Source organism: Pseudomonas sp. P4_C3, assembly GCF_056402075.1.
In genome coordinates this window covers 1-2,866 of sequence record NZ_JBFUIC010000436.1, presented here as the reverse complement: position 1 = coordinate 2,866, position 2,866 = coordinate 1, and the positions used below count along the sequence as shown (strand labels likewise).

At 51.4% G+C, this 2,866-nt stretch carries 3 protein-coding genes; all 3 read left to right on the top strand.

Annotated elements, in window-relative coordinates:
- A partial coding sequence (locus AC1DVH_RS28960; protein WP_477756667.1) for a DUF485 domain-containing protein occupies window positions 1–371 on the top strand: 371 nt, incomplete at its 5' end.
- Entirely contained in the window at window positions 368–2,023 is a 1,656-nt protein-coding gene (locus AC1DVH_RS28955) for a cation acetate symporter (RefSeq protein WP_477756666.1), read from the top strand. The genes AC1DVH_RS28960 and AC1DVH_RS28955, both read left to right, overlap by 4 nt.
- Before the next feature lie 136 nt (window positions 2,024–2,159).
- The coding region (locus AC1DVH_RS28950; protein ID WP_477756665.1) for an OprD family outer membrane porin at window positions 2,160–2,866 on the top strand (707 nt) is incomplete at its 3' end.

Sequence of the window (2,866 nt, the reverse complement as noted above, 5' to 3'; positions counted from 1 at the left end):
AGACAACCATGGAACATGCATATCCGCAAGACGGTGGCCCGGCCGTGTCCGCTGAACAGCTTGAAGACACAATTCAAAATCCGATTCTCGAAAACCCGCAGTTTCGTGCATTGGTAAAACAGCGACGAATATTTTCGTGGAGCATGACTGCTCTCATGCTGGCGGTATATTTCGGCTTTATTCTTTCGCTGGCCTTTATTCCTGCCCGCTTGGGTACACCTATCACCGAAGGTCAACCCATGACGTGGGGCGTGCCGATTGGCTTCGCAATGCTCGCTTTTACGGTTCTTCTCGTTGCTGTCTACGTATGGCGCACTAACACCTGCTACGACCCAAAAATAAAAACAATCATCAGGAGCTTCAAAAAATGAAGCGTCTTCTTATTACCTTCTCGGCCATCCTTACTTCGGCAACTGTATACGCGAGCGATGTCCCTGCCGCGGTGCCCAAACATAACCCCATTGCCATAGGCATGTTCCTGGCGTTCGTCGTATTCACTCTATTTGTCACACGATGGGCCGCGCGTAAAAACAATTGTGTTGCCGATCACTATGCGGCAGGCGGCAAAATTACCGGTTTCCAGAATGGTTGGGCCATCGCCGGAGACTACATGTCCGCAGCGTCGTTACTGGGCATCTCCGCCCTGGTTTTTACCAGTGGCTTCGACGGGCTGATCTACTCAATCGGCTTTCTTGCAAGCTGGCCGATCATTCTGTTCCTGATCGCGGAGCCATTGCGCAACCTTGGGCGCTACACCCTGGCGGACGTTCTGTCCTACAGGTTGAAGCAGAGACCCATACGGGCTTTTGCGGCGTCCAGCTCTATCGTGATCGTGCTGCTTTACCTGGTCTCTCAACTGGTAGGCGCTGGAAAACTGGTGGAACTGCTGTTCGGCTTTGATTACACCGCGGCTGTACTGCTCGTCGGTACGCTGATGGTCATCTATGTGTTCTTTGGCGGAATGCTGGCAACTACCTGGATTCAGATCATCAAGGCAGTGTTACTGCTGACCGGATGTGTTTTCATGGCTCTCATGGTGTTATCCGAGTTCGGATTCAGCCTGAACCAATTGTTCGCTCAAGCCACTCAGGTTCATCCATCCCATGGGGCAATCATGAGCCCCGGAGGTTTGATTACCGACCCAGTATCCGCCATCTCCCTGGGGTTGGCACTGGTCTTCGGTACGGCGGGTCTTCCACATATTCTCATGCGTTTTTTCACCGTCGGTGACGTTAAAGCCGCGCGCCAAAGCATTCTTTATGCCTCCGGTCTTGTCGGCATAGGGTATGCGCTGATTGTCATCATTGGCTTTGGCACCATCGCCCTGGTTGCGAGCAATCCTGCCTATCACGATGCATCAGGTGGAATATTGGGTGGCGTTAACATGGTTGCCATTCACCTCGCCCATAACGTCGGCGGTAATGTCTTCCTGGGATTCATGTGTGCGGTATCGTTCTCGACGATATTGGCGGTAGTGGCAGGGTTGACCCTGGCTGGCTCGTCAGCTGTTTCTCATGATCTCTATGCACATGCTTTGCGCCGCGGCACCGCCAGCGACCGTGACGAAATGCGCGTCTCTCGTGTTACGACCATCGTACTGGGTGTGTTGTCGATCATCCTGGCGATTGCATTTGAAAAGCAAAACATCGCCTTTATTGTGAGCTTAACGTTCTCCATCGCCGCAAGTTCCAACTTTCCGGTACTGTTGTTATCGATCTACTGGAAAGGCTTGACGACCCGTGGCGCCGTAATTGGCGGATCGTTGGGGCTGGTATCGGCAATCACCCTGTGCATTCTCAGTCCAACCGTTTGGGTCAAGATCCTTCATCATCAGCAAGCCTGGTTCCCTTATGAATATCCGGCCCTGTTTTCAATGGCCGTAGCATTCATCGGTATTTTCTGGTTTTCCATTACCGATCGCTCCGCCAGTGCCATCAGTGAGCGCAATCGATTCGAAAATCAGTTGGTCGACTCTGAACTGGGTACGCCGGCAACATGGAAGGCTCAACTCAAAGCTGATTGATCCATGTAGTGGCTGCCTGCAATAAATAATTTATGAATAACAGCGCTCATACTCCGTGCGCTGTTTGGAAATTTGTGCCTGAAAAATCGCTGAATAGTTAATACAAAAATAATAACCTCAACTTTGGTGCGCATAAATGAAATGTTCTTTTACCGTTGCGGCTGCCATGTGTGTATTGGCGCAGCAAGCCCATTCGGCTGGTTTCATTGATGATAGTAAGGCTGCGCTTAAACTGCGTAATTACTATATCAACAGCGATTATCGTGACTCTGCAACACCCGCGCAGAAAGCCGCCAATCAAAGTTATCAAGCGGAATGGGGACAGGCTTTCCAGCTGGAATTCATCTCCGGATACACCCAAGGCCCTGTAGGGTTCGGTGTCGATGCTTTAGGCATGTTGGGCGTAAAGCTCGATTCAAGCGCCGGCAAACATGGCAATCCAACGGGTACCAACTTCGGTGGTGTGGTGTTTCCAAGCGACGGCAACCATGCGGTTGACGATTTTTCCAGCCTGGGATTGACCGGGAAAGTGAAGATATCCAAGACCGAGTTGAAGCTTGGTACTCTGGTCCCGAAACTGCCGGTTATCTTCAGTAATGACGGGCGTTTGCTGCCGCAAACCTGGCAAGGAACCCAGGTTACCTCCGCGGACATCAAGGATCTGACCCTGGTAGGAGGGCAAATTGACGGGGTCAAGGGCCGGAACTCCAGCAATAACGAAAACATGTCAATCGCGGGTGCCAACAATCCTGTCACCGGTCGCTTCAGCAATAAATTCATTTATGCGGGTGGCGATTACAAACTGACCAAAGATCTGACCTTGCAATATTATTACGGCAACCT